This is a genomic window from Microcoleus sp. CAWBG640, from assembly GCF_020883015.1.
GTDB classification, from domain to species: domain Bacteria; phylum Cyanobacteriota; class Cyanobacteriia; order Cyanobacteriales; family Microcoleaceae; genus Microcoleus; species Microcoleus anatoxicus.
In genome coordinates this window covers 74004-100400 of the sequence record NZ_JAHRFC010000021.1, presented here as the reverse complement: position 1 = coordinate 100400, position 26397 = coordinate 74004, and the positions used below count along the sequence as shown (strand labels likewise).

General features: G+C 43.7%; 20 protein-coding genes. 15 read left to right on the top strand and 5 right to left on the bottom strand.

The genetic code is table 11. From position 1 onward, the window contains the following. Positions 1-424: 424 nt before the first annotated feature. Positions 425-1591, bottom strand: coding sequence for a CO2 hydration protein (locus AAFP11_RS13490; RefSeq protein WP_341737522.1), 1167 nt, complete (start codon positions 1589-1591; stop codon positions 425-427). 517 nt (positions 1592-2108) lie between these two features. After that, positions 2109-3623 (bottom strand): NADH-quinone oxidoreductase subunit M, encoded by a 1515-nt coding sequence (locus AAFP11_RS13485; protein WP_341737521.1) that lies wholly within the window; start codon positions 3621-3623, stop codon positions 2109-2111. A 127-nt stretch (positions 3624-3750) separates the two neighbouring features. On the opposite strand from AAFP11_RS13485, the gene AAFP11_RS13480 reads away from it, so the two are divergent. Continuing rightward, positions 3751-4374: a Uma2 family endonuclease gene (locus AAFP11_RS13480; protein WP_341737520.1), complete on the top strand. Its 624-nt coding sequence runs from the start codon at positions 3751-3753 to the stop codon at positions 4372-4374. 65 nt (positions 4375-4439) lie between these two features. Here the strand turns inward: AAFP11_RS13480 and AAFP11_RS13475 are convergent, their stop codons facing one another. Beyond that, on the bottom strand, positions 4440-6314 hold the full coding sequence (locus AAFP11_RS13475) for an NAD(P)H-quinone oxidoreductase subunit F (protein ID WP_341737519.1): 1875 nt from the start codon (positions 6312-6314) through the stop codon (positions 4440-4442). A 499-nt stretch (positions 6315-6813) separates the two neighbouring features. Here AAFP11_RS13475 and AAFP11_RS13470 point away from each other — a divergent pair, with 499 nt between their 5' ends. From AAFP11_RS13470 to AAFP11_RS13435, 8 genes are all read left to right on the top strand, one after another. Then, entirely contained in the window at positions 6814-7125 is a 312-nt protein-coding gene (locus AAFP11_RS13470) for a carbon dioxide-concentrating mechanism protein CcmK (protein WP_096828468.1), read from the top strand. A gap of 97 nt (positions 7126-7222) precedes the next feature. Further along, a complete protein-coding gene (locus AAFP11_RS13465) occupies positions 7223-7564 on the top strand; it encodes a carbon dioxide-concentrating mechanism protein CcmK (RefSeq protein ID WP_006635058.1) in 342 nt (113 codons plus the stop codon). 293 nt (positions 7565-7857) lie between these two features. Beyond that, positions 7858-8163, top strand: coding sequence for a EutN/CcmL family microcompartment protein (locus tag AAFP11_RS13460; protein ID WP_341733803.1), 306 nt, complete (start codon positions 7858-7860; stop codon positions 8161-8163). Positions 8164-8458: 295 nt separating this feature from the next. Continuing rightward, positions 8459-10090, top strand: a complete 1632-nt coding sequence (locus AAFP11_RS13455) for a ribulose bisphosphate carboxylase small subunit (protein WP_341737518.1) — start codon at positions 8459-8461, stop codon at positions 10088-10090. Between the two features lie 205 nt (positions 10091-10295). Beyond that, on the top strand, positions 10296-10967 hold the full coding sequence (locus AAFP11_RS13450; RefSeq protein WP_341737517.1) for a carbon dioxide concentrating mechanism protein: 672 nt from the start codon (positions 10296-10298) through the stop codon (positions 10965-10967). Positions 10968-11175: 208 nt separating this feature from the next. Next, on the top strand, positions 11176-11949 hold the full coding sequence (locus AAFP11_RS13445) for a BMC domain-containing protein (RefSeq protein ID WP_340518064.1): 774 nt from the start codon (positions 11176-11178) through the stop codon (positions 11947-11949). Between the two features lie 689 nt (positions 11950-12638). Beyond that, positions 12639-13910, top strand: a complete 1272-nt coding sequence (gene iscB / locus AAFP11_RS13440; protein WP_341737516.1) for an RNA-guided endonuclease IscB — start codon at positions 12639-12641, stop codon at positions 13908-13910. A gap of 94 nt (positions 13911-14004) precedes the next feature. Beyond that, a complete protein-coding gene (locus AAFP11_RS13435; protein ID WP_341737515.1) occupies positions 14005-15048 on the top strand; it encodes a tetratricopeptide repeat protein in 1044 nt (347 codons plus the stop codon). A gap of 223 nt (positions 15049-15271) precedes the next feature. On the opposite strand, the gene hemL is transcribed toward AAFP11_RS13435, so the two are convergent. Next, positions 15272-16570, bottom strand: coding sequence for a glutamate-1-semialdehyde 2,1-aminomutase (hemL, locus tag AAFP11_RS13430; RefSeq protein WP_341737514.1), 1299 nt, complete (start codon positions 16568-16570; stop codon positions 15272-15274). Between the two features lie 355 nt (positions 16571-16925). On the opposite strand from hemL, the gene hisIE reads away from it, so the two are divergent. The 6 genes from hisIE (at position 16926) to gntT (ending at position 24920) form a co-directional block, all read left to right on the top strand. Then, positions 16926-17576, top strand: a complete 651-nt coding sequence (hisIE, locus tag AAFP11_RS13425; protein ID WP_341737513.1) for a bifunctional phosphoribosyl-AMP cyclohydrolase/phosphoribosyl-ATP diphosphatase HisIE — start codon at positions 16926-16928, stop codon at positions 17574-17576. A gap of 491 nt (positions 17577-18067) precedes the next feature. Next, positions 18068-18595, top strand: coding sequence for a hypothetical protein (locus AAFP11_RS13420; protein ID WP_341737512.1), 528 nt, complete (start codon positions 18068-18070; stop codon positions 18593-18595). A 97-nt stretch (positions 18596-18692) separates the two neighbouring features. After that, positions 18693-20045, top strand: a complete 1353-nt coding sequence (locus tag AAFP11_RS13415; protein ID WP_341737511.1) for a glutamine synthetase family protein — start codon at positions 18693-18695, stop codon at positions 20043-20045. 272 nt (positions 20046-20317) lie between these two features. Next, on the top strand, positions 20318-21712 hold the full coding sequence (locus AAFP11_RS13410; RefSeq protein ID WP_341737510.1) for a cytochrome P450: 1395 nt from the start codon (positions 20318-20320) through the stop codon (positions 21710-21712). 54 nt (positions 21713-21766) lie between these two features. Further along, on the top strand, positions 21767-23446 hold the full coding sequence (locus AAFP11_RS13405; RefSeq protein WP_341737509.1) for a pyridoxal-dependent decarboxylase: 1680 nt from the start codon (positions 21767-21769) through the stop codon (positions 23444-23446). A 79-nt stretch (positions 23447-23525) separates the two neighbouring features. Then, complete coding sequence (gene gntT / locus AAFP11_RS13400) at positions 23526-24920, top strand: guanitoxin biosynthesis MATE family efflux transporter GntT (RefSeq protein WP_341737508.1); 1395 nt, start codon at positions 23526-23528, stop codon at positions 24918-24920. Between the two features lie 146 nt (positions 24921-25066). Here gntT and AAFP11_RS13395 read toward each other — a convergent pair whose 3' ends face one another. Then, positions 25067-26320 carry an MFS transporter gene (locus AAFP11_RS13395; protein ID WP_341737507.1) on the bottom strand — a complete coding sequence of 418 codons (1254 nt, stop codon included), beginning with the start codon at positions 26318-26320 and terminating at the stop codon, positions 25067-25069. Between the last annotated feature and the right edge of the window lie 77 nt (positions 26321-26397).

Below are 26397 nucleotides of genomic sequence, written 5' to 3'. Positions count from 1 at the left end.
AATTCCTAACGCTCGTGATGCGATCGTTGCAGAGATTTTTGGGTGTTTTTACTCACGCTTGGTCTCGGATGATTCACTTTTACCCCCTCAATCCGCCTATGTGCCAGTTGGGGGTGCGGAATGTGGGATATATATATATATATATATGCAATAATTAAAAGTTATTTAAGTTGCGATCGCCCTATTGATTGAATTCGGTTAATTTTTTATAAAAAATACTCGCTACTTTTTCCCCGCACCAGCAAGCAACTTTTTACCGGGTGCGTGACAGTCCGCAGTCGCAAGTTGCGAGTCAAATATTTCTCGCTGCCTGTGTACCCTACAATTACTATCTACCGTTCTGGAAAAAGGGGTGCGTGACAGTCCGCAGTCGCAAGTTGCGAATCAAATATTTCTCGCTGCCTGTGCACCCTACAATTACTATCTACCGTTCTGGAAAAAGTTGGCAAGACCTGTTTGTTGGTTGATTTGCCCAATTTAAACGAGAATTGCCAAACCGATCCATCCAACCTTCCAAATAAACCCGATTAGCCTTTCTTTCCTCAGCATCCGATGTATTCATGGGATGAGGTGCTAAACCCAAAATAGTCGCCGTCGTCACGCAAAACATCGACTTTTGAAAACTCTGACAAATTTGCACCCGCACATCATCTTCGCCTCGACAGCTAGTGCGATAAATTTCTTGCAAATACTCCGGCAAAAAATGCCGCATATCTTGCATCAATTGAGTTGGCGGAATTCCCGCGCCTCCAATCGGTAAAGGATCGGCAAACAAAGCACCATAGCTAAAGTCTCTTTGTTGTTCCGGGATTTGATGAGCTTGAGCGTTGTAGGAAACTACTCCAAAAAATGCAGTTCCCCGAAAGAAAATTGACTCGACATAGGGAATCGCTACATCTGCTAAAAATGTCAATCCAGCCTCTGGAGGAATGATATCATAGACTCGATCGCTAATCTTGACGCTGTAGGTAATTGGTAAACTGGCGGCGGCCACTAACCCAGCTTTGACAAAATCAACTACGTCAGCAATAGACTTAGTTTCCCCTCTATCGTAGGAATCAGATAAGTCCATAAACAAATCGCTCATTACCCGCCAAAACTGACCTAAACCGGTGTAGTAAGCCAGCATCCGCACTTGTTCCGGCAAAAAATCAGGAAATGCTTTATGGAGTCCCTGCATGAAAAAATTGCCTTTTAATTTAGCAGCGATCGCCTTTTCCACCAAATTATCAAACTCCGGGGAATCCAAATAACTATCCAAGCCCCCGCCGCCGTGCCAAAGCATTGTTTTCATGCAATATTCGGCATACTCAAAATTTATGCGATCGTGCCACAAATAGCGCATTAACTTTGGCAGATTCACCTCTCCGTTGAAATATTTGAAAAACGGGAAAAGCACTAAAAACTGTTCTTCTGCGATGTAGTTTAGATTCAGAGAATAAGCATCTAAAACAACTGCATAACTTTTAAGAACTCCGACTACTTCTATTAAATTTTCTGCCGATTCAGGAAGTAAAGCTTGGCCTGATTCCAAGATGTCAATGTATGCTGAGAGCGGATGAGAAGATGGTTTTAATACGGTACTTGTCATTTTGATTTAACCTTAAATGAAGGAAGAAGGAAGAAGGAAGAAGGAAGAAAGATGTTTGTAGTAACAACTTTAGTCCTTTCATGATGGACTAAAAGCTTTTCAGATATAGCATTTCTTGGTCTAGTAGGGACACTGCCGTGGGGAGCATTCAGAATTTGCAAATATATCGGTAGGGGCGAAGCATGACCGTAGTAAATCCTTACTTTTAACCAATAACTTATCTGCCGGAATGCGAGAGCCCTTACAAAATCGGGATTCTCCCCTGCCCAAGGAGTGTCAACTTAAGCTGTCAGCCCGCCAAGTCCGTTAGTCATTCATCAAGTCCGCCAGGGGTTGAAACCCCTGTCTAATAGCGAAAGTCCTCTCAAAGAGGACTGAAGAGAAGAATCTCAACTCATTAGTCCTCTTTTAGAGGACTTTAGCTTTGAGACAGGGGTTTAAACCCCTGTCGGACTATCGGTTTGACGTTAAGTTGACACCAATGTCCCCTGCCGTGTCCCTACAGCTAGGTCATATTTTATGGTAAGTTTTGAGCGATCGCCTTAACTTGCGTTGGCACATTAGCTACCATCGCGATCGCCGTTTTCTCACTCAAAGCCACAATCACTCCTGGCTGCACTCCCATAATCAGAATAATCACAGCCAATACCAAAGAAGGAATGCGATCGCCCCAACGCACTTGTGGTAAACTCACCACCAAATCCGAAAGCCGACCAAAAAAAGCACGGTTGACCATAATTAAAAAATAAACTGAAGTCAAACCCGTGCCGATCATGCACAGCAAAGTTTGCACCGGAAACACTTGCAAGCTACCGCGAAATACCAAAAATTCAGCAATAAATCCAGCCAAACCTGGAATACCCGCACTAGCCATCACTCCCAGAATCATTAAACTACCAATCATCGGCAAACCTCGATCGGGATTAAACAAACCCCGTAGCACATCTAAATTGCGACTACCTGATTTTCGGTAAACAACACCGACGGTTAAAAACAGTAGTGCCGAAATTAAACCGTGGCTTACCATTTGTAAAACAGTACCCAAAATACTCACCGGAGTAGCCGCAGCGCTAGCCAACAGAATGTAGCCCATGTGAGCGATCGAACTATAAGCTACCATTTTCTTCATATCTTTTTGGGCGATCGCGCAACTAGCCCCATAAAGCACACTGACAACCGCCCAACTCGCCAACCAAGGTGCAGCCACCGCCCACGCATCAGGAAACAAACCCAAACCAAATCGCAGCATCCCGTAAGTTCCCAACTTCAAAAGCACCCCAGCCAGCAACACCGAAACCGGAGTCGAAGCTTCTACGTGAGCATCAGGAAGCCAAGTATGAAAAGGCACCAAAGGCATCTTAATCCCAAAAGCCAACAACACCCCAGCCAGTAACACAATTTGCCTCACCAAAGGCAAAGGTAAAGCACCCTGCAAATGGGATGCACCCACAGCACCAACAATATCAAAACTAGAAGCACCACTCAGCCAAACCGTCCCCAAGAAAGATGCCAGCAGCACAATCCCAGCAAACGCAGTATAGATTAAAAACTTAGTAGCAGCATAACCCCGACGTTCGCCTCCCCAAATCGCAATTAACAGGTAAAGCGGAATTAGTTCCACCTCAAAAAACAGGAAAAATAGCAGCAAATTTTGAGCTAAAAAAGCCCCACTCACGCCACCCATTATCAGCAAAATCAAAGAATAATAAATTCGAGGTCTCCGAATAGACTCATCTGTGCTGTAAATAGCCACCCCAGTCAGGAGAGCATTTAAAATCACCAAAGGCAGAGACAAACCATCAACACCCAGATTGTAGTTCAATCCCAAAACATCTATCCAAGGCAGAAATTCTGCAAACTGCAACTGACTCGCATTTATATCAAACTGAGCCGCTAGAATCACCGATAAAATCAAAGTTATACCTGCCATCGCCAGGGCCAGATTCCGCACAATTTTAGAACTAACCGCACTAGGCCAAAACCCAATCAGAGCCGCCCCCAATATTGGTATCCAAATTAAAGCACTAAGCATCAATTAAAACTTTCCTTTACTACAACTTTTAAAACTATATTTAAGATTAGCGCAAACCCAGACAAGATAAAAGCGATCGGCTGATTTTTTTTGTTAACATAGGTTCAGATGTATTTGGAACCATCCTATGACCTCAAGTCTTACAGAAAGTCTCACAGACCGGGAAGATTTGCAAGTTCGATCGGCCTACCCTTCCACCCGCCTCACAGTTGCCGACTTGGAACAACTGCAAGGTATACTCTGCGAAGCACAGCTAGACTACCAATTAGAACTCGTAGACGGGAAGATTATCATTATGGGCGGATCAGACATTGTATCGAGCGAAATTAGACTTGAGTTTGGCAGACTTTTGCTTAACTGGGTCAAACCCCGCAAATTGGGACGAGTGTTTGAATCTAGTGGCGGGTTTATTCTCCCGAATTCCGATCTGAGAGTTCCTGATGTTTCTTTTGTGGTAGCCTCGCGCCTCAAACAAAGTAAAAGGTATTTTGCCGAACTCGTTCCCGATTTAGTTGTAGAAATCAAGTCTCAGTCCGATCGCCTCAAACCCCTGCGAGAAAAAATCCTCTCATTTCTCGAACTCGGAGCAAAAGTCGGAATATTAATCGATCCAGACAAATGCACAGTCACAATTTACCGCCCCGAAACCGAACCAGTTATATTGAGAGATGGAGACATTATTTCAATTCCCGAACTCTTACCCGGTTGGGAAGTTCCCGTTGCAGAATTATGGCCGATCGAATTTGAATAAAATTAGATAAAAAGCAGACAAACCCAGAATAAAATCATCCGTGTTCATCTGCCCTCATCTGCGGTTTAAAACTGCCAAATAACTAAACCCAACAACACAGCCACACCTCCGGCAATAGTCAACACATAAAACTGTGACTGACCAGTGCCACTATACTTCAACCCTTCACCGCTGAAAATAGTAGCAAAACCAAACAAATTAACCGCCCCATCCACCACATACTTATCAGTCCAAGCGCTGATTTTAGAAATAGAATCAACAGCCCAAACCACAGTCAAACGGTAAACGCGATCGATATAAAAATCGTAAGCCAACAAATCCTGCACAGCCGGAATCGGTAATCGCACAGGCCTAGGTATAACCCCATACCAATAAATAGCCACCCCGATCGCACAACCAATCAACCCAGATAACATCAACAACGGTGTATCCAAAGTTTTCAACAGCAAATTTAAACTATCAAAATCTCCAGTCTCAGCCCAAGGTCCACTCCAACTAATTAATAATTGCCACCGCTGCAACATCCAAGGCACTAATAGTCCCGTAACAGTCAAAATTACCATGGGTACAGCCATTAGCCATCCGACTTCTGGAGTTCGGTGAGTTTTTGGCTGCGGTTTTCCGACAAACACCAAACCAAATACACGAGTTAAATTGAGCGCCGTCAAACAATTAACTAACAGCAGCACAACTACCAACCATAAAGGTACTGTCCAAAAACCATTCAGCCAGCGCCGCATTGCCCAAAAATTCCCTAGGGGCAACAGTGCTACCATCCCCGCAGCGCCTACTACAAAAGCTGCAGTCGTGGCGGGCATTCTCGACCATAAGCCACCCATTTCTGTTAAATCTTGAGTGTTGGTGGTCGAAATAATCGACCCAGCGCTCATGAATAATAGTGCCTTGGAAATCGAGTGTGCGAACAGTAACAGCAAAGCAATGTCAACTTGATTTAACCCCACTGCGATAAACACCAAACCTAAAGAAGCGCTCGTGGAATGGGAGAATGTTCTTTTGAGGTCAATTTGGGCGATCGCCACTAAAGAAGCCCCAACCGCCGTCACCGCACCCAAAACCACCAACACCGCACCAGTCATCGGCGACAGCTCCAAAACCGGCTGAAGTTTAATCAAAACATAAGCCCCACCACCCACAACTACCGTATTCCGCATAATTGAAGCTGGGTTCGGCCCTTCCATCGCCTCGTCTAGCCACAAATGGAAGGGAAATTGAGCGCACTTAGCCGTAGGTGCGGCAATTAAAGCCAAACCTAATAAATTCCCAACTACAGGAGATAAAGTTGCCGATTCTGCCCATGTTTCTAAATCCGAAAAATTCAAACTTCCTGCTAAAGTAGAAAGTGTCACTACTCCCATCAGCAGGGGTACATCTCCCACTCGCTTGGTTAAAAACGCATCACGAGCCGCGGTGACTACCAGGGGTTGAGCGTACCAAAATCCTACTAGCAAGTAAGTTGAAAGTGTCAGCATTTCCAACAAAGCGTAAGTTAGAAGCAGCGAATCGCTAATTGCAATGCCACTAATTGCTGCTTCAAAAAAACCCAGCAACCCGAAAAATCGAGCCATCGCCCAGTCTTTTTCCATGTAGCCCAAAGCATAAATTTGTGCTAGCAAACTTAGAAATGCCACCAACTCCATTGCGCCCACACTTACGGTAGAGATTTCTAGGGCAAAAGATAGGTTTAAGTCTGTTACTTGCACCCAGTTTAGCAGCAATTGTTGAGGTGGTTCATTCCAAGTTTCTCTGAAAATAACTGACCCGTGGATAAAAGCCAACACAGTCATCAACAAATTGAAATAAGCCGCTGGTCTGGGCCCTGTTTTGCGAATTGTTCCTGTAGACCAAGGCAAAGTTAATATAGCGCCTATTAAGCCATATAAAGGTACCCACCAACAGGTTTGGAGGAGCAATGGATTCATGAATTTATCCTGATAAATTTGGATTTTACTGCTGTCTTTATGAAAAAAATATCCGCGAGCGATCGCACCCTGGAATTTTGGCTAAACGTGATTGTATACTTTTGGCAAAATTTTTTGCACTAATGTTAACTATACATTAAAGCACTCAAACTGAGAATTCTATCAGTGAAAAATTAGTTTTTACCGCACAAGCGAACTCTACTTGACAAGTATTTTTACTTAGCGGACTCTCCAATTCCCACCTGCATCTACTCCTGACCATGTTAAGTTTATTAAAAAAATATTAAATCATTTTAAGGATCATAAAATATTTTAATTTTTGTTATTAAACATTATGATGTTGGTTTATATTGTCAAGGTAGACAGCTTACCCTATTCTTAAAGGATAGGAAGCTTTAAACCGTTTTTCTAGATAATCTGGGCTCCCCCGTCCAATTTTTAAAATTGGTCAAAGATTTGTAACGGTAATTCCACTAACTCTCGCTTAGGAGATTCAAAAATGTCAATTGCCGTGGGAATGATTGAGACAAAAGGTTTTCCCGCTGTTGTGGAAGCTGCCGACGCTATGGTCAAAGCTGCTCGTGTCACCCTCGTGGGCTATGAAAAAATCGGCAGTGCCCGCGTCACAGTAATTGTGCGTGGTAACGTGTCGGAAGTCCAAGCCTCAGTAGCAGCAGGAGTGGAATCCGTCAAACGGGTCAACGGCGGAGAAGTTGTCTCTACCCACATCATCGCCCGTCCCCACGAAAACCTAGAATATGTTTTGCCGATTCGCTATACCGAAGCAGTCGAACAGTTCCGAGGCGACTAAGTTCTCACCGCACAGAAACTTAGTTCAGTGAAAAATTAGTGCAACCGTCAAAAAAACATCGTTTAGTTCCCCCAATATTAAATCAGGAGTAGAAACAATGGCAATTGCAGTTGGCATGATTGAAACTTTAGGCTTCCCGGCAGTTGTAGAAGCAGCCGACGCGATGGTCAAAGCAGCCCGCGTTACCCTAGTAGGGTACGAAAAAATCGGCAGCGCCCGCGTTACAGTCATCGTCAGAGGAGATGTCTCGGAAGTACAAGCTTCAGTGGCCGCTGGAGTAGAATCCGTCAAGCGTGTTAACGGCGGACAAGTTATGTCCACCCACATCATTGCCCGCCCTCACGAAAACTTGGAGTATGTACTACCCATTCGCTACACCGAAGCTGTGGAACAATTCCGCGAAGGCGTGAGTGGCATTCGCCCACTCAATAGATCTTAAGACAGGCGATCGTTCATTGAGCTTTTGGTAATTAAAAATTAAAAATGAAAAATTTAAAATCCTGAGAGATTTTGATTTAGTATTTTTAATTTTTAATTGAGTAGGAGATGGCAGATTGGTTGTTAGTCATTAGTCATTACTCATTAGTTATTAGTCATTAGTTATGAGTCATTAGTTATTAGTAGACAAATAACTATAAAAGACGAAAAAAATGATGGAGGAAGGCTAATCTAAAAAGACTAATGACATCGAAAAATTGACAATTACCAATTACCAACTACCTGTAACCTAAAATGCAAATGGCAAAAGTTCTCGGCACAGTTGTCAGTACCCAAAAAGAGCCTAGTCTCAGAGGATCGAAATTTCTGCTGCTGCAATTCATCAATGAAGAAGGTTCGCCAGTTCCCGGATATGAGGTAGCCGCTGACTGTGTGGGCGCTGGTATAGATGAATGGGTTTTAGTAACTAGGGGAAGCGCAGCCCGGATTGCACCAGGAAGCGAAAACCGTCCGCTGGATGCTTTGGTGGTAGGTATTATAGATACTGTCAATGTAGAAAATCGCCTCATTTACAGTAAAAAAGACGACCCGTACCGCTAGTTGACAGTTGACAGTTGGCAGTTGACAGTTGACAGTTGACAGTTGGCAGTTGACAGTTGGCAGTTGACAGTTGACAGTTGACAGTTGGCAGTTGACAGTTGACAGTTGGCAGTTGACAGTTGACAGTTGACAGTTGACAGTTGGCAGTTGACAGTTGGCAGTTGACAGTTGACAGTTGGCAGTTGACAGTTGACAGTTGACAGTGAACGGTGAACAGTGAACAGCTAACAGTTAACAGTTAACAGTTAACAGCTAACAGCTAACATTTTTTTTTCAGTTCAGGAGAACTTAACTTATGGCAGCCCGCAGTGTTGCGGCTCCCCCGACGCCTTGGTCGAAAAACTTGGCAGAGCCCAAAATTCACGAAACCGCCTATGTACATTCCTTTTCTAACATTATTGGGGATGTGCGTGTCGGTTCTAAAGTGCTGATTGCCCCAGGAACATCTATCCGCGCCGATGAAGGTACTCCTTTCCATATCGGAAATAGTACCAACATTCAAGACGGAGTGGTAATTCATGGTTTAGAACAAGGCAGAGTCACAGGAGACGATGGCAACTCTTATTCCGTTTGGGTAGGGGAAAATACTTCCCTGACTCACATGAGTTTAATTCATGGCCCGGCCTACGTAGGCGATAACTGTTTTATCGGCTTTCGCTCTACGGTGTTCAATGCCAGGGTAGGAAACGGTTGCATTGTAATGATGCACGTACTAATTCAAGATGTAGAGATTCCTGCAGGAAAGTATATACCTTCAGGAGCTGTCATCACCAATCAGCAGCAAGCCGATCGCTTGCCAGATGTTCAAGATTCAGACGTTAAATTTGCTACCCACGTCATCGGAGTTAACGACGCTCTGAGAACTGGTTATCGCTGTGCCGACAACATCGCTTGTCTGGCACCTATTCGCAATGAACTTTCTAAAAATTCGGACATGACTCCAATCACTTATTCTACCCATGGGACCACTCAATTGAGCAATTCGCTAGTCGATAGCGTCCGCAACCTGCTAGCTCAAGGATACAGCGTCGGAGCAGAACACGCTGATGCTCGTCGCTTCCGCACCGGTTCTTGGCGTAGTTGCGGACCCATCTCGTCCACCCGCGAATCTGAAGTCATCAATGCTTTGTCGGCTTGTATGAGCGAACATCAAGGGGAATACGTCCGCTTGATCGGCATTGATACCAAAGCCAAGCGTCGCGTACTTGAAGAAATTGTCCAAAGACCGGGTGACAATGGCTCTAACGGTTCTAATGGCGCGACAACTCGCCAATCTAATGGCAAAGTTGCTCAACCTGCTCACCAGAATGGCGCTGCTGCGTCCAATGGTCAATTGAGTGGGGATTTGGCTGGGACTATTCGCAGCTTGCTAGCTCAAGGCTACAAGGTGGGGACTGAACACGCTGATGCTCGTCGCTTCCGCACCAGTTCTTGGCAAAGTGGGGCTTCTGTGCAAGCACGGAACGAATCTGAGGCGATCGCCGCTTTGCAAGCTGTGATGCAACAGTACCCAGGAGAATACGTCCGCTTAATCGGCATCGATCCCAAAGCTAAGCGCCGCGTAGTAGAAGAAATTATTCAGCGCCCAGATGGTCCCGTTGCTCAATCTGCTCAACCAGCAGGGACTGCATCATACAAAGCAAATTCGACTGCAACAGGCAGCGCACTGTTGAGCGCCAAGACGATCGAGCAAATCCGCAATCTGCTCTCCCAAGGATACAAAATTGGTACGGAACACGCCGACCCGCGCCGCTTCCGCACAGGTTCTTGGAACAGTTGCTCGCCGATCGCCTCCAATCGCGAATCGGAAGTGATTTCTGCCCTGGAAAGCTGTCTGAAAGAACATACAGGCGATTACGTCCGCTTGCTAGGAATTGATTCCAAGGCTAAGCGCCGGGTGTTGGAAGAGATTATTCAGCGTCCTTAATTGGCTGGTAATTAGCATTTTTTTCCCGTTAGTTGCTGTCTAAGCTAACGGGATAACCGCCAGGAAATTGAAGTAAAACTTGAAAGAGTTAGAAGGATAGAGCAATAATTATTGCTCTAAATTAGGCATTCTATCTATCAATAATACAATCAAAAATATCCTTGTTAATAAACCTAAAATCCTACATCTAAAATGGTTAAGTTGAATGTATTTACCGCCACTGCAATTAAGTAGCAACTCTCAAGTTTATATCAGTGGCAATGTGGTTGTTGATGAGGGTGCCGCGATCGCCCCAGGAGTGATTCTTCAAGCAGATCCAGATAGCCGGATCTCGATCGCCGCCGGTACCTGTATCGGTATGGGAGTAATTCTTCACGCCCGTCAAGGTACTCTAGAAATCGGAGCGGGTGCGATTCTCGGCGCAGGGGTGCTAGTAGTAGGTTCGGGTGCGATCGGAGCAAATGCCTGTATCGGTGCGGGGACTACGCTGATTAATCCTTGTATTGACCAAATGCAAATTTTGCCCGCAGGTTCTTTGGTGGGAGATGATAGCCGGCAAATCAACCCAGAACCAAAACCACAACCAGAACCAGAAACCTCGCCAGTGGAACCACCAGTGGAACCAACAGTGGAACCACCAGTGGAACCACCAGTGACACCACCAGAAGTTGCTCCAACAAATCCTCTGACGCCACCGGAGACGGCTGCATCCCCCCCATCAACGCCCACAGAGCAACCTCCTCAACCCGGAGAAATACCAACCATTTTGTACGGACAAGCTCACATCAATCGGCTGCTGGGAACGCTGTTTCCGCACCGCCAAGCTTTCAATCGATCGGAGGAAAACGGTAAAACTTTTTCTGGCGGTTCCGAGTAGTCGTTTTTTCGGCAAAAAGCAGCTATGCTGAAAGCAGAAAGATGAAATATAAATAGGTAATATTATATTATTATTGGTCGCCCCGCAATTTTTAATGCCTTGTACCAGAAATATGTGTCTTGTAGCTCATGCAATCTGTCCGATCGTCTGACACACTAAAAACTATAAACAAATTTCTATTTTGGGAAGTTTCTAAGGGTAATAGAAGATGAACGGACACACAAATAATCATAGTAACGAATCGCAATCTCAGCGCCAGGAATACTTCAAAGACACAGCTTTGGGTTTGGTATCGACCAAAAGTTTTCCGGCAATTGTTGGGACTGCTGATATGATGCTGAAGTCGGCAGGAGTGATTTTAGTAGGATATGAAAAAATCGGTTCAGGTCACTGTACGGCGATCGTCCGGGGTAGAATTTCTGATGTTCGTTTGGCTGTAGAAGCCGGAGCACAAACAGCAGAACAGTTTGGTCAATTTGTTTCTAAATTAGTCATTGCTAGACCTTTGGCTAATTTGGAAGTAGTTTTACCCATCGGTTTTCGCCTGACTCAACTATCTGAAAGTGGCAGTTATTCTCGTTTGAGCACTCAAGCAGTTGGTTTGCTCGAAACACGAGGATTTCCAGCAATGGTAGGAGCTTGCGATGCTATGCTCAAATCCGCAGACGTGCACTTAGCAGCTTATGAAAAAATTGGCGCTGGTTTGTGCACGGCAATTATTCGCGGTGCGGTGGCCGATGTGGCTGTGGCTGTCGAAGCTGGAATGTATGAAGCTGAGCGCATTGGCGAGTTGAATGCGGTGATGGTAATTCCGAGGCCTTTGGAAGATTTGGAACAAACTTTGCCTCTAGCTAGTTGTTGGATTGAGCAGCGTCAGCCTGTAATGATGCCGATCTCGGTTAAGCAAAAGGAACAAGAATTAATTCAGCTTCCAGATTTGGAGAAGTTGACAGTTTCTGTGGAAGAGGAAGTGAATCGGTAGTTGGGTAATTGGTAATGGGTAATTGGTAATCGGGAATTGTTCATGGGGAATTGCCAATTTGACCATAAACTTGCGGAAAATACTTACAAAAGATTATCAATTAATGTATCAAATTTCATTTTGGGAAGTGCGTACAATAATCAGACCCAGTTGCTGATTTAAGTTGAATTGGGCGATCGAGCCATAGTTATTCAAGAATCAGACACAAAACAGCAACTCAAAGGAAATTTTTGAGTTGAACTTGGTATTGTAAATAATCGAACTTGGTAAGTCAGTTGAGCCTGGGTTACAGATCTCTCCCGAAGATCGCAAAGCTGTTAAAATCAACCTAAAATCCTGTTTCCTGTAGATAGCTTAGAATAAATTTCTGGGTAATCTAATCACAGGTGGGAAAAAAATAAATATTCAACGGTTGTCCAACTAAAAACTGAATCCTTACGAATCAACTGCTCGGCAAAACCTACCCAGAGTTAGACATTTACTGATAACTCTACCGAGCGTGCAGACTCAGCTATTTCGGTAGCTACGATTTTTGAGTCATAACACCAACAAATGAACGCCAGTTTGTTGCTCTGTTGATTGTCATTAAGCCACGGATTAACGGTTTATAAATCCGCGTGTGGCATTCACTCACAAGCTCTTAAATCATTGTCGAGGCAAACATTACTGAGAAATCAGGCTGACAGAATATGTCAAACTATGTCTTTCTAATTGACAGCAACCAAACACCGCTAAATCCAGTACATCCAAAACAAGCTAGAAAGTTGTTGGATGCAGGCACCGCAGCAGTGTTTCGGCGATATCCGTTCACTTTAAGACTCAAACGAGTTATTGACAATCCCAACGTTTATCCTCTGACACTTAAAATTGACCCAGGCTCAAAGTTTACTGGTATTGCGCTAGTAACCAACCAAGGGAATGTCATTTGGGGGATGGAATTGCAACATAGAGGTAAACAAATCAAAAACGCGCTCTTAGCACGTAAAGCAGTGCGTAGAGGACGGAGGAATCGTAATACTCGTTATCGTCAAGCTCGATTCCTGAACCGCAAGCGTCCAAATGGTTGGCTAGCACCATCTTTGAAGCATCGCGTCTTGACAACCCAAACCTGGGTCAAACGAATTCAAAAGTTTGCTTCAATTAGTTCAATTGTTCAAGAACTGGTTAAGTTCGACACCCAGGCAGTCCAGAATCCAGAAATCTCTGGGATTGAATACCGTGCCGGAACTTTGAAAGGTTACGAATGTCGCGAATACTTATTGGAGAAATGGAATCGTCAATGCGCTTACTGTGGTGTCAAGGATGTTCCGCTTGAAATTGAACATATCGAACCAAAGTCCAAAGGTGGTTCAGACCGTATATCCAATCTGTGCTTGGCTTGTCACAAGTGCAATCAATGCAAGGGAAATAAAGATATCAAAGACTTTCTAAAAGGTAAGTCAGAGCTGTTGAACCGCGTTTTGAAACAAGCCAAAACTTCCTTAAAGGATGCGGCATCAGTTAACTCAACTCGGTGGGCATTGTTCAATACTTTGAAGTCTTTTGGATTGCCTGTTAGCACTGGAACAGGCGGTCAAACAAAGTTCAATCGGATGCGATTTGACTTACCAAAAGCTCATTGGATTGATGCTGCCTGCGTCGGCTCCGTTGAAACTATAAAACTTGTTACTACCAAGATTATCAAAGTAAAAGCAACAGGTTTTGGTGGTCGGCAGCGATGTCAAACAAACAAGTTTGGCTATCCGCAAAAACATCGCCCGTTGCGTCCAATTCAGGGATTCTGTACGGGCGATATAGTTCGCGCTGATGTTCCAAAAGGCAAGTACAAAGGTACTTTTACCGCACGAGTCTGCCCAATGTCACATGGTTACGGAGAATTGGTTATTGACAAAAAACGGAGGTCTATCAAGTTGGACTACTTAACATCCATTCATCAAAAGGACGGATACGACTACCCTTAATACCTACCCAAACAGTAAGTAATATACACATATGTCTAACAATTATGTTACAGTTTCTTACCCCCAGAATCAAGCAATCTTACAAGTTTCACTTATGAACGTTAAGCAATTTTACAAACGCGGTTTACAAAACGCCAAAAAAGGAAACTACTTCGAGGCGATCGACGAATTCGATCGCATACTGCAACTCAACCCAGCCGATGCCAAAGCCTATAACAATCGCGGCTTAGTCTACTATTACATGAAAGATTACCAAAAAGCAATAGCAGACCTGAGCCAAGCACTCGATCTCAATCCTAATTTATTCGAGGCATACCTCAATCGAGGCAATGCTTGGAGACATCTTGGAGAACACGAAAAAGCTATTGACGACCTCAACTGCGCTCTGGTAAGTAATCCTGACAGCCATGCTATCTACAACAACCGCGGACTTGTACTTGCTAATTTAGGACATTACGAAGAAGCAATTCAAGACTACGATCGAGCTATATCCATCAATTCCCAAAATTATAAAACCTATTACAACCGGGGACGCGCTTACTACCTGTTGGGAAACAAGGAGGCCGCAACGGATAATTTTAACGAAACCCTACGGCGGAATCCTAAATATATCAAAGCCTACATAAATCGCGGTCTTTCTTATCACCAATTAGGAGATAATACTCAGGCGATCGCCGATTACAACACTGCACTGGGTATAGATCCACAAAATGTCTATGCCTATTATAACCGAGGTTGCGTCCGCTACAAGCTAAAACAAATGAAACTTGCCATTGAAGACTTTGACAAAGCAGTAGAAATCGATCCAAACTATGTCAAAGCATATCTCAACCGGGGTTTAGCTCTGTATAAACTGGGAGATATTACGACAGCAAACAAGGATTTTTATCATGTAATGTGCATTAATGCTGAAGCTTATTCATACTATCAAGCACAGCGTTGTACCCCAGATATTAATTCCTACTTCAAGGAAGCGCCACAAATGGAACTGAATAATGCTGTGGAATACTACAACACAACATTAAACAATACAATGTCAACTTCATTCAGTTCCGCAGCCTTAAACTCAGTCTGGAATCAAGAAGATTTGGACAAAAGAGATTCTATTATCTGCGAAGGTGAATTTATGAATGATTGATTTAGTTATTAGTTATTAGTCATTGACGGTGCCGGCTCAGCTTCATCAAAGGGTCCTATCGTTGATCGTTGCATGGTCATGATTTAACCACAGAGAACACAGAGAACACAGAGAGAAATTAATAATTACGATGAAGAGAGGAATTGATATCATTAGTTGATATGTAGATTGGGTCGAGATCGCCAAACCCAACCTACTTTTAAATTCCTGACTACGAACCGAACTAAATACTGCTCATTACTTCACGAGCAGCGGCCAAAGTGCGATCGATATCTTCGTCTGTGTGAGCCAAAGAAGTAAATCCAGCCTCAAACTGCGAAGGAGCTAGATAAATTCCGTGTTCCAACATTCCCCGGTGAAAACGGCCGAACTTTGCCACATCAGACTTTTTGGCATCATCGTAATTATGAACTGGGCCTGCTGCAAAAAACAAGCCAAACATCCCGCTAATTTGTCCGCCACAAGCAGCGTGTCCGGTTTCTTTAGCAATTTGCAACAAGCCGTTAGATAATTTTTTTGTAATCTTATCTAATTGTTCGTAAGTACCAGGTTTTTGCAGCAATTCCAAAGTTTTAATCCCAGCAGTCATCGCCAAAGGATTTCCAGAAAGTGTGCCGGCTTGATACATCGGCCCAGCAGGAGCAACCATCCCCATAATATCCCGTCTGCCACCGTAAGCTCCGACTGGCAAACCACCACCGATAACTTTACCCAGAGTTGTCAAATCCGGGGTGATACCGAATTTTTGCTGAGCGCCACCGTAGGCGATGCGGAAACCGGTCATTACCTCGTCAAACACTAACAAAGCACCGTTCTCTTTGGTAATTTCCCGTAAACCTTCGAGAAAACCTGCATCCGGTACGATAAATCCGGCATTCCCCACAACTGGCTCTAGAATTACGCCTGCTATTTCGCCGGGGTTTTCGGCAAATAAAGCTTTGACTGCTTCCAAGTCGTTGTAGGGAGCGTTGAGGGTGTTTGCGGTAACAGATTTAGGTACGCCAGGGGAGTCGGGAAGGCCGAGGGTGGCGACGCCGGAACCAGCTTTTACGAGGAACATATCGGCGTGCCCGTGGTAGCAGCCTTCAAATTTAATCAGTTTGTCGCGCCCGGTGAAGGCTCGCATGAGGCGCAAAACGGCCATGCAGGCTTCGGTACCGGAATTGACAAATCGCACCATTTCAATGCTGGGAACGGCATCGATGACCATTTCAGCAAGCACGTTTTCCAGGAGGGAGGGTGCTCCGAAACTGGTACCTTTTTCCAGGGATTCGTGAAGGGCTTTGATGACTTCGGGGTGGGCGTGGCCGCAGATGGCGGGGCCCCAAGTACCTACATAGTCAATGTATTGGTTTTGATCGACATCCCAAATGTAGGCTCCGTTGACGCGATCGAATACAATAGGTTGTCCGCCTACGGATTTGAAGGCCCTCACCGGGGAACTGACGCCACCGGGCATCAATTTTTGCGCTGCGGCGAATATTTCTTCTGATTTGGTTGTTTTCAAGGTTGTGGAAACCAATGTTTTCTCCTTAGTTAACGTCTGTTGTTGGTAGAATAATTTTATAGCCAGTTCAGCATAAAGGTTAGGTCGATGCCAGGAAACTATGCTTGTAGATTTTAGAGTAGAAACAACTTTGTAGCAATACTAGCTTGGGTTTTTCAGCCTTGGTCGCACTAGCACCGTGAAGCGAAGCTATCCCGTAGGGAATCGCCCTCAAGTGTAATAATTTGTAAAATAGTTCTTGACAATTTACCCATAACTAGGTAAAACTCCTCTTTTCTCTAACTCTGCGCGCTCTGCGCTCTCTGCGGTTAATAAAAAGAAATATCCGACAAGAAAGCGTAAATGTATATTAAATAGTTGAAATAAAATTATGTCTGTTAGTGATTTGTCTAGTTTAAGCCGATCCATCCCAATTGAAAAGATCCGTTACGACGATCGAGGTTTAGTACCAGCCATCGTCCAAGATTACTTAGATGGTACGGTGTTGATGATGGCATGGATGAATCGCGAGTCTCTGCAAAAAACCCTCGAAACCGGTCAAACTTGGTTCTGGAGTCGATCGCGTTCCGAATTGTGGCCAAAAGGCGCGACTTCGGGACACGTTCAAAATGTCAAAGGGCTGCGTTATGACTGCGATAGCGATGCGTTGCTAGTCACAGTCGAACAAGTCGGAGATATTGCTTGTCACACGGGAGAAAGAAGTTGCTTTCACCAAGTTGATGGGCAAATTGTAGCGCCTCCGGGAGATATGTTATCTCAATTATTTGAGGTAATTTGCGATCGGCGCGACAACCCTAACGAAACTTCTTATACTTGTAAATTGTTCGCCGGCGGTGACAATAAGATTCTCAAAAAGATTGGCGAAGAATCGGCGGAAGTCGTGATGGCTTGCAAAGATGATGACAAAGATGGAATCGCTGGGGAAGTTGCCGATTTATTTTATCACGCTTTGGTGGCGATCGCTCACCATCAAGTAGATTTGAGAGATGTTTATCGCAAATTGGGCGATCGCAGAAAATAAGTTAAGTAGAAAGAAGAAGGAAGAAGGAAGAACCGCATCTTCTTCTTTCTCTTCTTTTTCTTCCTTCGCGTCCTAGCGCGATCGCGCCACTCCGCGTAACGCGTTTTCGTGCGATTTTGGAATAAAAGAGCGGTAAAGGAATTTCCACAAAAATTTGAAACCCTTATTTAGTAAGCATTTTAAGCTCTTTTCAGTCGATGTGACAGTTGAGGGTGCCGAATGTGAGTTGAAAAATTCCCCGCCGACGATCACTAGCTGCGGAATGTGGGATAAAGTTAACTTACCTCTGGTGAGAACGAGTTGGTAAGGCTTACTTAGCTTGATCTAGCCTTTCTCAGTAACATGAGGTACGCATAGGGCATAGGGCATAGGGCATAGGGCATAGGGGCCAAAAGCATACCTCACTTGCTTGAGAACCGCTATACCTAGGAAATAACTGCCAAAATCTAACCCTTAACCAGAATTGAATACCTTAAACTAAGAGAATCATCATGTTTTCTGAAGAAAATCTCCTACAAACCATCAAAAAGTCTTACTCTGTTTTACAAGCCAGCCTGGATAAAGGTTGGCAAGAATTTAAAGACAGCGATGATTTTTTAATCGTTGAGCAGTTCAATCAGCAAATTGATTGGTGGTATAATAGCAAATACTTCGGAGTTATTCCTAATCCAGGTCATTGGTATAGCTCTCAGCTAGCTGCTAAATATTTTCTCAGAGAAGTCGGGAAATTAGGAATTTATTTCGACGCTATATATCCTGGGGATTTTTCTCAATCGATAGAGGGTGAGAGAGAAGATGGATTAGATGTTAGAAGATTTCAACTAACAGCTTTTCATCAAACTCAACCGATTTGTATTTTTCAGTTGGATTTTATCCATGACCACGGAAAGTTTTATTTTATTTACCCGCCACAATTGTCTATTTTTGAATTGGAGGCAATTGAACGTAAAGAATTCTTATCAGGTGTAACAGAACTCAAAAAATCAGCGAAAAACGAACAAGTGTCACTTTTAGCTTGAGTTCGATTTCCCCTTTCCTCTGCTCCCCCTGCTCCTTCAGCATCGTTATTCTTAGAGCGGGGGGGTAACATCTTTTCATCACTTACACGGTATAAAAATGATTGGATCGGACAAGACAAAAACTACTTTTGATAGCGTCACCCAGTTTGTTGAAGATCTAACAAACCAAGGTTTTGAGTACATCCGTTTCGAGTTACCGGATTTACACGGAGTCGCTCGCTCAAAAGTTGTGCCAATTGACAAAGTAGAAAGCTTTGCTCGTAAGGGTCTTAACTTTTATGGTGGTTGTTTTGCTTTAGATACTGCTTCAATGGTTGTACCCGGTTCTGGCTATCACGAAGAGTGGAATTACCGTGACTTATTATTAGTCCCAGACCTTGATACCCTAACACCAGTACCTTGGATGGAAAAAACAGCTAAGGTCATTTGCGATCTCATGCGGAGTCCGACAGAACCGCTGGAAATTTCACCCCGTTATATCCTCAAGCAGTTACTCGCAGAAGCGGCGCAGCTTGGGTTCGATGTCATGATGGGGCATGAGTTTGAGTTCTATCTTCTCAATCCTGAAACAAAGGAACTACTTTTTGATGGGCTACACGTTTTTAATAACACCCGCAACAACTACATTCCTGAAATTAGTCAGTTAATAAATTATCTGCGTGCTTCTGGGATAGATGTGATTAACTATCACTGCGAACACTGTCCTTCCCAATTCGAGATCAATTATGGAGCAAGTATAGGGATTCGTGCTGCTGACAAAGCTTTTACCTTCAAGAATGCAGTCAAAGAGATTACTTATCGGCTTGGTCAACACGCCACCTTCATGTCTAAACCCTTTATCGATCGAGCAGGTTGCTGTTGTCATTTTCATATCAGCCTCATTGACCGCAACACTGGAAACAATGCCTTTGTTGACAAGGATGACAAATATGGTTTATCTGCCACAGCTCAAGCCTTCATTCAAGGAATTTTAGATCATGCAGAGGCGATGATGCCATTAATAAGTCCTACACCTAATTGTTATCGTCGCCTCAAACCTCAGACCTTTGCTCCCTCCAATATCAGTTGGGGTATTGAAGATCGTACAGCAATGGTGCGAGTGAAAGTAGCCGATCAAGAATCAACCCATATCGAAATGCGAGCCGGTTCTGGTCTTAGTAATCCTTACTTAACTGCAGCAGCGACTCTAGCAGCAGGTTTGCTCGGTATTAAACAACAGCGTCAACTACAGCCCTCAGTAGAAGGGCCCTGTGAGGACAACCCAGATTTGCCGAAGTTACCTCAAACCCTTGAGGCAGCTTTATCTGGACTAGCTGCTGATGTGGAGATGCAAAATATGCTCTCTCCAGAGTTTGTCCGCCTCTTTACTACGGTCAAACGTTATGAACTGGCTCGTTTTCACGATCACCTGACGGAGTGGGAGCGTCAAGAATATTTGGAGATATACTGAACTCAACCGCTTCTTTCCCCATTCCCTCTGCAACGGTGCAGCCAACATTTTGAGAAAAGGTACCACAAGGTTAGATATTGATCTAACTAGAGTGTGTAGGGCTGTTTTAACTCAGGCAAAGCGGTATGGTTTGGATTGTCTATCTAAGTCTGATCGTAAACCTTGTGGAGCCTGGTTTCAACCCGCGTAACAACCAGTATTGAGAATCCACGCGGTTTCAACCCGTGGATAACTCAAGCCGAAGGCATCCCCATGATTAAATATGAGAAAATATGTCTACTCCTAAACTACCTGACGGTCCTCAAACTCACCCTTTGCTACAGACCTTCCAATGGCTGACTAAGCCCTTAGAATACATGGAAGCTTGTGCTCAACGCTATGGTGATATTTTCACTCTCAGGCTTGGTCCAACTTTTAAGCCACAAGTGGTTATAAGTAACCCGCAGGCTATTGAGCAGATTTTTACCAGCGATCCAAAACAGTTGGACTCTGGTGCATCAGCAGGTTTTAGCTCCGCTTTCTTTGGCCCACAATCAATGCTAGCGTTGGAAGGCAAGCCTCACCAGCGACAACGAAAGTTGTTGACACCCCCCTTTCATGGAGAAAGAATGCTAGCTTACGGTGATATCATCCGCGATATTACCAAGCAAGTGGCGAGTCAGTGGCCGGTTGGCAAACCTTTTTCTGTCCTGCCTTCTATGCAAGCAATCTCCTTCCAAGTTATTTCAAAAGCTGTCTTTAGTCTGGAGGAAGGGCCACGTTACGAAAAGCTCAAAGAACTTTTCATTGCCATCCTCAATCCCAAGAGACCTTTATTGAGAGTTGTTCTGCTTCTTTTCCCATTACTCCGAACGGCTTTAGGTCCGTGGAGTCCTTGGAAAAAGTTCATGGGCCAAATACAGGAAATAGATGAACTCATCTATGCCGAGATTGGGGAACGCAAAGAGCAACCAAACGATCGCCCTCGGAGTGATATTCTCTCTTTGATGATGTCGGCTCGCGATGAGCAGGGGCAGCCGATGACGGATGCAGAATTACGCGATCAGGTGATCACGCTATTGGTGGCTGGGTACGAAGCCCCTACAACTGCTTTATATTGGGCATTCTATTGGATTCACCATCTGCCAGAAGTACACGAAAAATTACTGCAAGAACTCGATAGCTTGGGTGAAAACCCAGATCCGAATACTATTTTTCGTTTGCCCTATTTAAATGCTGTTTGTTGTGAAACACTGCGCCTTTACCCACCGGCAATCTTGATATTTACGCGAGTGGTGAAATCACCCCTAGAAATTGGGGGCTATCAGTTTGAACCCGGTACTCTTCTGCTTCCCTGTGTTTATCTAACTCATCATCGCCAAGATTTATATCCCAATCCAAAGCAGTTTAAACCAGAGCGTTTTCTGGAACGTCAATTTGCTCCTTATGAGTATTTCCCATTTGGAGGCGGTAATCGTCGCTGTATTGGTATGGCATTTTACTTATTTGAAATGAAACTGGCTTTGGCAACAGTTTTGTCGCACTTTCAGATGAAATTAGTTGATAGCAAACCAGTCCAGCCAGTCATTAGAGGACTTCTATTAGGACCAGAAGTAGGACCTGGGGATGTGCGGATGGTGGTGACGGGGAGACGGTCTCAAAATCAGCTTGTTTCGGAGACCACATGAATTCCAGCTTCTTCCACCCTTCGCTTAATTCATAGTTATTAATAAAGCAAACAAATGATTCCACAAACAGATTGCAGCCAAGATGATTTTAGTCAGGAAAATCAGAGTTTAAATAATTTGCTCTTAACTTACAGTCAATACCTTCTTCCCAAGGCTGGGTTAGGAAATAATTTTTTGGAAGCAATTGAGCAGTTATTTACGGGCTTAAAATCTTTACGCTCTGATACAAATTTGACAGCGATAATAACGCCAGAAATCAAATCTGAGTTATGCCATAATCAAATTCCTACAAAAGGTTGGTCAATTGAAGAAGTTATTCAACATATCATTCTCAAGTATTTAGGAAATGTACCCAATTACTCAGGAGGTTATGCTCCTTTAAATATCGTTCCACCGTCTCTAACACCAGCAATTCTTGCCAAAATTGCTTGTGCTATTATTAATCCGAATCTGGCTAATGAAACCTATGCTGGAAAAACCATTGAAGCTGAACAGCTAGCTATCTCACATATTGCTGAAATTGTCGGTTTTGATCCGAAATTAGCAGGAGGATATTTTACATCAGGAGGAGCTGCAAGTAATTATTGGGCAGTTCGATTTGCCCTTGAAAAGATGTTCCCTGGTTTTGGAAAAAAAGGCTTCAAGGCTTTTTTTGATAAAGAGCCTGTCATTATACAATCAGTTCTTGGTCATTATACTAATATCAACGCGGCTCGATTACTTGGTATCGGAACTGAAAATGTGATATCTGTTCCGGTCACACCCAATTTTCAGATATCCTTAGAAGCTTTACAATCTCAGATGGAAGAAGTTATACAACAAGGGAAGCAGATTGTGTGTCTATATTTAGTTGCTGGATATACCGATTCCTTTGGCGTAGATGATATTAAAAGCGTTTCTGAAATTTGTGAAACAGTTTGCCAAAAATATCACATTCCCAAACCCCACCTTCATGTAGATGCTGTTGTCGGGTGGATTTATGGTATATTTACCAACTATCAAATTGCCAACAATCCATTGGGATTTAATCTGGACACGCTTAACTCTATCCAGAAATTAAATAACCTCTACTCGAATTTATGTTATGCCGATTCTATTACAGTTGCTCCCCATAAACACGGTTTGACATCTTATATTTCTAGTGCCTTAATCTTTAAGAATAAACAAGATTTGCTACTTCTTCAAAAAGACCAGGAAGAAACACCCTATTTTACTGGGGATAGTTTTTCCTCATTTCCAGGGGCTTATACACCCGAATCCTCCCGTCCAGGAGATGGGCCTTTAATGATTTTGGCTAATCTGTATGCTTTGGGTTATGAAGGATATCAAGCTATGATTGGTTATGCTATCCAACAAAGCAATATTTTGAAATCGAAACTACAATCTAGTTTCAATAGCTCTGTTGAAGTTTTAAATCAAAATATACCTGGAACCAGTACGGTTTGGCGATTTTATCCCACCGGAATTGAAGCACAAGCAGCATACAAAAGAGAGTTATTTGGGACGAGTGAAGCCGATCGAATTTTTACTCAAAAAATGAATGATTATAATTACAATCTTTTTGGAAAAAGCAAAGTTATAAGGAGTGACAAGACACCGATTTTAGGCTACTCTAATCAAGTGATTGTCGGTCAATCAGGAACACCAATTAGTGGATGGAAATGTATACTGATTAATCCTTTTGTAGACATTGCCTCAGTAATTGACCACTTGATAGAAATTCTAAATCAATAGGGGTTTGAAATTAAACCGAGATTCAGCGAGCAACGAATCACACTTTTTTAACCCGTTAAACTCACGTCAGGATTAATTCATGAACATCACGATACCAAAAGAGTACGACTTCCTTTCTCGCTTCTTTAGACTTGCTTTCATCAATGTCCTTTCCAATATCACCGAGCCTCTAGTTGGGACAATCAGCATCGCGTTCTTGGGTCATTTCACTCAAATTGAGGATCTCGCAGGGGTTACTCTGTCTACAATGCTATTTAACCATCTGTATTTCATTGTCAACTGTTTACGTATGGGAACCACTGGCGTGACGGCACAAGCAGTGGGACGGGATGACACTGAACAGATGCTACTGGTGGGACTGCGGAATGGTTTAATTGGATTGGGTATAGCTGGACTAATTCTATTGTTGCAATATCCTTTGCAACAGTTGTGGTTTGGCATCATCAGTGCGGCTCCAGAGGTTAAGGCATCAGGGATTGACTATTTCAACGCCCGCATTTGGGGAGCACCTGCGGTTGTGATGAATTTTGTTCTGATTGGGTGGTTTCTCGGACGGGAGATGAGTAGCTGTGTGTTGCTCATGTCGGTGGTGGGCAATGGGGCTAATATTTTATTTGACTACCTGTTTATTGTCCGATGGGATTTGGCTAGCAAGGGGGCGGGACTCTCTCAAGCGATTAGCCCCTATCTCATGTTAGTGGTCGGCATCATTTTGGCGAGTTTTCAAATAAACTGGAAGGAAGCTCTAAGTGTAGCCAGAAAGGTTTGGGATGTCAGCGCATTTAAAGCAGCTTTTACCCTTAATGGCAATATCTTCATTAGGTCTGTGGCTACTATGTTAGTCGCAACCATTTTTACGGTTCTAGGTTCTGGAATGGGGACAACTATCCTGGCAGAAAATGCCTTACTCTTACAAGTAGTATTGCTTGGCATCTACTGTTTTGAAGCAATAGGATTTGCAACTGAGACTTTGAGCGGAAACTTTAAAGGACAACAAGCGATTGAAAAGTTATTCCCCTTATTGCAGGTGACGGTAGGAAGAAGTTTAGAAGTAGGAATCAGTTGTGCCCTGGTGTGTTTCCTGTTTCCCCAAACCGTCTTTGGGCTATTAACTAATTACGAAGAAGTGACTTCGCTTCTGACCAGTTATGTTCCTTGGCTATTCCCCGTGCTGGGATTTAGTTCAGTGTATCTGATACTAGATGGATACTTTGCTGGTTTAGCTTTAGGGCAAGTCTTACGCAATGCTTCTTTGATCTCAGTAATATTTGGATTTGTGCCTGTATCAGTTGTTGCATGGTATTATCAGAACAACCATATCTTATGGTTGGCTGTGTCAGTGTGGGCAGCAACAAGAATGGTGATGCTTGCAGTGCAGGTGCCTGGGACATTAAAGGATCTGAGTCATACTCAGGAACCGTTTGATCTGTCATCTGGCAATGAGGCTCAATCAACTTCGCAAATTCTGCCTTAGAGTTGCCAAAAACTCATAGGTTTAATGTAGAGCGAGCGAGCGCTTGTCGAGTATTGGCAGGAAAACCTAGACATTCTTCCAAAAGTTGAGTCAATTCAACGGGCGATCGTAGTCAAAATGCTACTATAAATTTGTCATACCCTAATTCAGCAACGCCTTTTTAACCTGCGATCGACAATCTGCAAAATTAAGATAGCCACACTCACACTTAAAGCCAAACCCAACCAAAAATTATTCGCTGCAAATTGCCCTCGATCCAGAGCCCAACCGCCCAAAGGCGGCCCGATTAAATAGCCGATCGCCCAACACTGAGAATTAATTGACAAATACACGCCCCGCAAAGACTCTGGGGCTAATTCCACCACCAAACCAGAGGCAAAAGGAGTGTAAGCAACCGTTGCAACTGACAAGAAAAACAAGCCGATAACAGCTAAAAATAGATTGCCAGTTGCAGCCATTCCCGTCAAGCCGATCGCAATAAATCCAATGCCCCAAAGCAAAGCAGAAATCATCAAAGCTCGCGGACAAGAAAACCGCCTCAAAGCCCTAGCAACGGGCATTTGCAGCGCCACAGTCAAAAAAGTGCTAAAAGCAAACAAAATAGTGATTGTAGCTGTTGAGAAGCCTTTCCCCGACGCATCCACCGAGACAAAATTGGTAAAGTAGAGCGGCATCGTGGTTTGGATTTGGGCAATATATAAAGTAAACATCGTGTTGACAACAGCATAGATCAGCAAAGTGCGATCGCTCAACGCCACCATCCAGCCATTTTGCTTCCCTTTTTTTCCTGTCTCTACGGAAGTAGATGGTTTATAGGTTTCAGAAATCGCCGCCCAAACTACCGCAAAAAATATCAAAAACGAGATACCATCAATTATAAAGAGCGATCGATAATTCCCCGTTAGCGCAATCAAAAAACCGCCTAAAATAATCCCCACCTGCAAACCCAAATTATCCGCCAGTCGCGTCAAAGCAAAAGCCTCTTGGCGATGTTCCCCATCAGCCAAATCCGCCACCATACTTTCGGTTGCAGGCCAATATAACCCAACACCAAAACCCATTAGTAAATTCGCCACAACTAAGCTGGGAAAATCCTTAGCAGCGGCCAACAGGAAAGAAGCCACAGCCGAAATAATTGCTGAAAGTAATAAAGTTCGTCGCCGTCCCATTTTTGGGGAATCAGAAAAAGAACCGCCCAAAATTCGACCAAATATCCCCGAAATAGAACCACTTCCCAAACCAATCCCCACCGCAGTAGCAGATAAACCAACTTGAGAGACAAAAAATATCGGCGCGTAAAATAAAGTAAAACCAGTGCCGCTTTGGGAGAGGAATCTGCCAAAAGCCAGAATCCATACTTGAGGGGAAAGACGGGGAAACCAAGATGGTAATTTAGGCACTTTCAATAAAAATTATTACTCAATTACACAAAAGTTAGCATTAAATTAAAAATACTTAACACCATTTGAGAAAAAAA

Excerpts from the sequence above, each read along its gene's own strand:
- AAFP11_RS13490 (WP_341737522.1), bottom strand. The coding sequence starts at position 1,591 with ATGACAAGTACCGTATTAAAACCATCTTCTCATCCGCTCTCAGCATAC.
- AAFP11_RS13485 (WP_341737521.1), bottom strand. The coding sequence starts at position 3,623 with ATGCTTAGTGCTTTAATTTGGATACCAATATTGGGGGCGGCTCTGATT.
- AAFP11_RS13480 (WP_341737520.1), top strand. The coding sequence starts at position 3,751 with ATGACCTCAAGTCTTACAGAAAGTCTCACAGACCGGGAAGATTTGCAA.
- AAFP11_RS13475 (WP_341737519.1), bottom strand. The coding sequence starts at position 6,314 with ATGAATCCATTGCTCCTCCAAACCTGTTGGTGGGTACCTTTATATGGC.
- AAFP11_RS13470 (WP_096828468.1), top strand. The coding sequence starts at position 6,814 with ATGTCAATTGCCGTGGGAATGATTGAGACAAAAGGTTTTCCCGCTGTT.
- AAFP11_RS13465 (WP_006635058.1), top strand. The coding sequence starts at position 7,223 with ATGGCAATTGCAGTTGGCATGATTGAAACTTTAGGCTTCCCGGCAGTT.
- AAFP11_RS13460 (WP_341733803.1), top strand. The coding sequence starts at position 7,858 with ATGCAAATGGCAAAAGTTCTCGGCACAGTTGTCAGTACCCAAAAAGAG.
- AAFP11_RS13455 (WP_341737518.1), top strand. The coding sequence starts at position 8,459 with ATGGCAGCCCGCAGTGTTGCGGCTCCCCCGACGCCTTGGTCGAAAAAC.
- AAFP11_RS13450 (WP_341737517.1), top strand. The coding sequence starts at position 10,296 with ATGTATTTACCGCCACTGCAATTAAGTAGCAACTCTCAAGTTTATATC.
- AAFP11_RS13445 (WP_340518064.1), top strand. The coding sequence starts at position 11,176 with ATGAACGGACACACAAATAATCATAGTAACGAATCGCAATCTCAGCGC.
- iscB (WP_341737516.1), top strand. The coding sequence starts at position 12,639 with ATGTCAAACTATGTCTTTCTAATTGACAGCAACCAAACACCGCTAAAT.
- AAFP11_RS13435 (WP_341737515.1), top strand. The coding sequence starts at position 14,005 with ATGAACGTTAAGCAATTTTACAAACGCGGTTTACAAAACGCCAAAAAA.
- hisIE (WP_341737513.1), top strand. The coding sequence starts at position 16,926 with ATGTCTGTTAGTGATTTGTCTAGTTTAAGCCGATCCATCCCAATTGAA.
- AAFP11_RS13420 (WP_341737512.1), top strand. The coding sequence starts at position 18,068 with ATGTTTTCTGAAGAAAATCTCCTACAAACCATCAAAAAGTCTTACTCT.
- AAFP11_RS13415 (WP_341737511.1), top strand. The coding sequence starts at position 18,693 with ATGATTGGATCGGACAAGACAAAAACTACTTTTGATAGCGTCACCCAG.
- AAFP11_RS13410 (WP_341737510.1), top strand. The coding sequence starts at position 20,318 with ATGTCTACTCCTAAACTACCTGACGGTCCTCAAACTCACCCTTTGCTA.
- AAFP11_RS13405 (WP_341737509.1), top strand. The coding sequence starts at position 21,767 with ATGATTCCACAAACAGATTGCAGCCAAGATGATTTTAGTCAGGAAAAT.
- gntT (WP_341737508.1), top strand. The coding sequence starts at position 23,526 with ATGAACATCACGATACCAAAAGAGTACGACTTCCTTTCTCGCTTCTTT.